Raw genomic sequence first — 4,596 nt, 5'->3', positions numbered from 1 at the left:
ATGAGTATTGCTCTCTGTTGATTCATGTTGTACTGTGTTGGAAATCCAAAGGAGGCGTCGGGTGTATGCAATGGAGCGTCAGGAGCTGATCGAGCGGCTCCTCCTCGAAGACGGCCGGGTCGCCGTGGTCGACCTCGCCGAGCGTTTCGGCGTCACGACCGAGACCGTGCGCCGCGACCTCGACGCGCTCGAGCTGACCGGCGCCCTCCGGCGAGTGCACGGCGGCGCCGTCGCCGTCGATCGAGCCAGCACCGCGGAGGCCTCCGTGATCGAGCGCAGCGGCCTGCGCACCGACACCAAGCTGCGCATCGCCGCCCGAGCCCTGGACGTCCTCGGCGACGGCTTCCGCGGCTCCCTCTACCTCGACGCGGGCACCACGACCGGCGCCGTCGCCCAGCTCCTTCCGGCGCGGCTCTCGGCCAGCGGGGGAGAAGCGGAGGTCGTGACCCACTCGCTCACCCTCGCGCCGGCGCTCGCCGCGGCCGACCGCGTGTCGCTGACGGTCGTCGGCGGCCGCATCCGCGGCGTCACCGCAGCGGCCGTCGGTGCCTCCACGGTCCGCGCGATCCAGTCGCTGCGGCCCGACATCGTCTTCGTCGGGGTCAACGGGGTCTCCGCCGGTTTCGGCCTGAGCACCCCCGACCCCGAGGAGTCGGCGGTCAAGGAGGCCATCGTCCGCGCCGCGCGCCGGGTGGTCGTCCTCGCCGACGCGTCCAAGTTCCAGCAGGAGTCGCTGGTCTCGTTCGCCGCGCTGGACGCGGTCGACGTGCTGGTGACCGACCGCGCCCCGGAGGGCGAGCTCGCCGATGCCTTGGCGGCGGCGGGCGTGGAGGTCTGGTCGGCATGATCGTCACCCTCACCGCCAATCCGTCCCTCGACCGGGCCGTCACGCTGAGCGCGCCGCTCCGCCCCGGCGAGGTCCAGTCGGCCGCGTCCTCCCGCGAGGACGCCGGCGGCAAGGGCATCAACGTCGCACGTGTCGTCACCGCGGCCGACGTGCCCGCACTCGCCGTCCTCCCGCTGGCCACCGACGACCCGTTCGGCGTGGTGCTCCGCTCGACGCGACTCCCGACCCGCGCTGTGCCCATCCACGGCCACGCCCGCGCGAATCTGACGATCAACGATCCGTCCGGGGTCACGACCAAGCTCAACCTCCCCGGCGCCTCCCTGAGCACAGCCGACGCCCGGCTGCTCGTGGAGGCCGTCGTCGACGCGTGCGCGGGTGCGAGCTGGCTCGTCCTGGCGGGTTCGCTGCCCCCCGGTGTCGACGACGACTTCTACGTGACGGTCATCCGCGCCGTGCGCGGCCACTGGGGCGACGCCGCTCCGAAGATCGCGGTCGACACGTCGGGCGAGGCGCTGCGCGCGGCCGTCTTCGAGGCGCACCCCGATCTCATCAAGCCCAACGAGGACGAGCTCGCCGAGCTCACCGGCGCCCCGCTCGGCACTGACGACCTCCCGGCTGCGGTGCTTGCCGTGGCCGAGTCGCTCGTGCCGGAGCGTGTCGGCGCCGCCCTCGTGACGCTCGGAGCCCTCGGCTCCGTGCTCGTCATCCCCGACGGCGGCTTCGTCGCCGCCGCCCCCCGCATCCGAGTGCAGAGCACCGTCGGCGCTGGTGACAGCGCGCTCGCCGGCTACCTGCTCGCGGACCTCGCGGGAGCCACCCCGCCCGAGCGGCTCGTGCACGCGATCCGCTACGGCTCCGCCGCCGCGGCACTGCCCGGCACCCAGGCGCCCCGACCGGCCGACCTGTCCGCCGGCGACCTCCCCGTCGCCGCGCTCCACCCCTGAGCTCCGTCTCGACTCCGCACAGACACACTGGAGGAAACCGTGTCACCGAAGACCATCACTCCCCAACTCGTGAGCCTCGACCTCGGCTCCGTCGGCGACAAGAGCGCCGTCATCCGCGAGCTCGCCGGCCGCGTCGTCGCGCAGGGGCGCGCCACCGATGCTGAAGCGCTCTACGCCGACGCGTGGGCGCGCGAGCAGAAGGACGAGACCGGCCTGCCGGGCGGGATCGCCATCCCACACGCCAAGAGTGCCTCCGTCACCATCCCGACGCTGGCTTTCGCGCGCCTGGAGCCGGGCGTCGACTTCGGCGCCCCGGACGGTCCCGCCGACCTGGTGTTCTTGATCGCAGCGCCGGCCGACGCGGCGGAGGCCCACCTCGCCGTGCTGTCGAAGCTCGCCAGGAGTCTGATGACCGAGGAGTTCACCGCCGGCCTGCGTGCGGCGAAGACGCCGGACGACGTCGTCGCGCTCGTCGACGAGGCGATCGGGGAGGGCGACGGCGCGAGTGCCGCGTCCGGCGCGTCGACTCCGGCTCCCACCGAGCCCGCACTCGCTGCACCTGCCGCACCCGCCGCACCTGCAGCCGACGGCTTGCACATCGACGGGCGACCCGCACGCATCGTGGCGGTCACCTCGTGCGCGACCGGCATCGCCCACACCTTCATGGCCGCGGACGCCCTCACCGCCGCCGGGCCGAGGAACGGCGTCGAACTGGTCGTCGAGCCTCAGGGTTCGAGCGGCTACCAGGCGCTGCCGCAGAGCGTCATCGACGCTGCAGACGCGGTGATCTTCGCCAACGACGTCGACGTGCGCGAGGAGGCCCGTTTCGCCGGCAAGCCCGTGGTGCGCTCCGCCGTCAAGCGCGGCATCGAGCAGCCCGACCAGCTCATCGCCGAGGCGATCGCCGTCGCGTCTGACCCGCACGGCGCACGCGTGAGCGCCTCCGGAGCGTCCGCCGCGGCGGCTCCCGCCGAGACGCTCTCCTGGGGCGCCAACCTCAAGCGGATCCTGCTCACCGGCGTCAGCTACATGATCCCGTTCGTCGCCGGTGGCGGCCTGCTCATCGCGATCAGCTTCCTGCCGTTCCTGGGCGGGTACGGCATCGCGCTCGCCCACGGCGACTCCGGAATGAACAATGCCGTCTACACGCTGACCCACTACGCGATCTGGAACCTGCCGCCCGAGGGCCTCGGCTACTACCTCGGCGCCATCGCCTTCGAGATCGGCAGCGTGAGCCTCGGCTTCCTGGTTCCGGCGCTGGCCGGCTACATTGCCTTCGCGATCGCCGACCGGCCGGGCATCGCCCCGGGATTCGTCGCCGGAGCCATCGCGGTGTTCATGAACGCCGGCTTCCTCGGCGGTCTGATCGGTGGTCTGCTCGCGGGCTATGCGGCCTGGCTCATCGGTCGGCCCGCCGTGCCGCGCTGGCTGCGCGGACTGATGCCCGTCGTGATCATCCCGCTTGGCGCGTCGATCATCGCCTCCGGACTGATGCTGCTCATCCTCGGTGCGCCCATCGCGTGGCTGATGACCCAGCTGACGAGCTTCCTGAACGGCCTGTCCGGCGCCGGCGCCATCTTCCTCGGCGTCATCCTCGGCCTGATGATGTGCTTCGACCTCGGCGGCCCCATCAACAAGGTCGCGTACGCCTTCGCGGTAGCGGGCCTCGCCGCGCAGACCGACGCGAGCTTCCACATCATGGCCGCGGTGATGGTCGCGGGCATGGTGCCCCCGCTGGGGATGGCGCTCGCCTCGACTGTGCTCTACCGCCGCGGGTTCACCCAGGTCGAACGCGAGAACGGCGCGGCCGCCTGGCTGCTGGGCCTCTCGTTCATCTCGGAGGGTGCGATCCCGTTCGCCGCGGCCGATCCGCTGCGCGTGATCCCGGCCAACCTGGTGGGCGGTGCGGTCGCGGGAGGCCTGGCGATGGCGTTCGAGGTGAGCTCGCGGGCTCCGCACGGCGGCATCTTCGTCTTCTTCGCCATCGACCCGATCTGGGGCTTCGTGGTCGCTCTCGCGGCGGGAACGCTCGTCACCGCCCTGCTGGTCGTCGGCCTGAAGCGGTTCGCGGCGCCGCGTCGCGCGACACCCGTGGCCGAACCGGCCGACCACCCCGTCCCCGCGACCGTCGTCGCCTGACCGCCACCGTCTGAACAGGAGAGACCCATGACCGAACGCACCGCGACCGTCGCCAGCAGTTCCGGCCTCCACGCCCGCCCCGCGAAGCTCTTCGTGCAGGCCGTGCAGCAGAAGGGCGTTCCCGTGACGATCGCCGTCGACGACGGCCCGCAGCTGAACGCCGGCAGCATCCTTTCGCTGATGGGCCTGGCCGCCGGCAAGGGCACCGTCGTGACCCTCCGCTCGGAGGCGCCGGGCGCCGACACCGCCCTCGACGAGCTGGTGACGCTGCTCGAGACCGACCTCGACGCTGAGTAGCCGCGCGAGTACGAAAGAAGCCCTCTCCGTCATGGAGAGGGCTTTTTCGGTGTCCGAACGGAGCTACGGTGCCCCAGCGGAGCTACGGTGCCCCCAGCGGAGCTACGGTGCCCCCAGCGGAGCTGCGGTGCCCCCAGTAGGATTTGAACCTACGGCCTTCTGCTCCGGAGGCAGACGCTCTATCCCCTGAGCTATGGGGGCCAGGAGTGCCCGTCCAGGCTAGCAGCTTTTGGAGAGCGGTCAGTTCGCGGGGAGGTTGCCGAGGACGCTCTGCATGAGCGGCGCGGCATCGCCGGGTTCGAAGAAGGCGGACGACTCGGCGACGATCCAGTACGCGCCGCGGAAGATCTGCACCTGGCCGGCTTCGCC

General features: G+C 71.8%; 4 protein-coding genes and 1 tRNA gene. 4 read left to right on the top strand and 1 reads right to left on the bottom strand.

All coding sequences use genetic code 11. The features are described from left to right. The first annotated feature begins 61 nt into the window (after nt 1-61). From AC0HS0_RS15470 to AC0HS0_RS15455, 4 genes are read left to right on the top strand one after another with little or no spacing between them, the layout of a single operon-like run. Nucleotides 62-847 carry a DeoR/GlpR family DNA-binding transcription regulator gene (locus tag AC0HS0_RS15470; protein WP_472964955.1) on the top strand — a complete coding sequence of 262 codons (786 nt, stop codon included), beginning with the start codon at nt 62-64 and terminating at the stop codon, nt 845-847. Next, nucleotides 844-1,791: a 1-phosphofructokinase gene (locus AC0HS0_RS15465; protein ID WP_472964954.1), complete on the top strand. Its 948-nt coding sequence runs from the start codon at nt 844-846 to the stop codon at nt 1,789-1,791. Before AC0HS0_RS15470 ends, AC0HS0_RS15465 begins: the two co-directional genes overlap by 4 nt. A 39-nt stretch (nt 1,792-1,830) precedes the next feature. Continuing rightward, nucleotides 1,831-3,930 (top strand): PTS fructose transporter subunit IIABC, encoded by a 2,100-nt coding sequence (locus AC0HS0_RS15460; protein WP_472964953.1) that lies wholly within the window; start codon nt 1,831-1,833, stop codon nt 3,928-3,930. Nucleotides 3,931-3,957: 27 nt separating this feature from the next. Continuing rightward, nucleotides 3,958-4,227 (top strand): HPr family phosphocarrier protein, encoded by a 270-nt coding sequence (locus AC0HS0_RS15455; RefSeq protein WP_472964952.1) that lies wholly within the window; start codon nt 3,958-3,960, stop codon nt 4,225-4,227. A gap of 128 nt (nt 4,228-4,355) precedes the next feature. On the opposite strand, the gene AC0HS0_RS15450 is transcribed toward AC0HS0_RS15455, so the two are convergent. Next, nucleotides 4,356-4,428: transfer RNA gene (locus AC0HS0_RS15450), tRNA-Arg, on the bottom strand. Between the last annotated feature and the right edge of the window lie 168 nt (nt 4,429-4,596).

This window comes from Leifsonia sp. PARNA 1/14, from assembly GCF_055720965.1.
The sequence above is the reverse complement of the archived record's forward strand: the minus strand, read 5'-3'. Positions and strand labels throughout refer to the sequence as shown.

Bases quoted from the DNA above. Each gene is read 5' to 3' on its own strand.
- AC0HS0_RS15465 (WP_472964954.1), top strand. From the start codon at position 844: ATGATCGTCACCCTCACCGCCAATCCGTCCCTCGACCGGGCCGTCACG.
- AC0HS0_RS15455 (WP_472964952.1), top strand. From the start codon at position 3,958: ATGACCGAACGCACCGCGACCGTCGCCAGCAGTTCCGGCCTCCACGCC.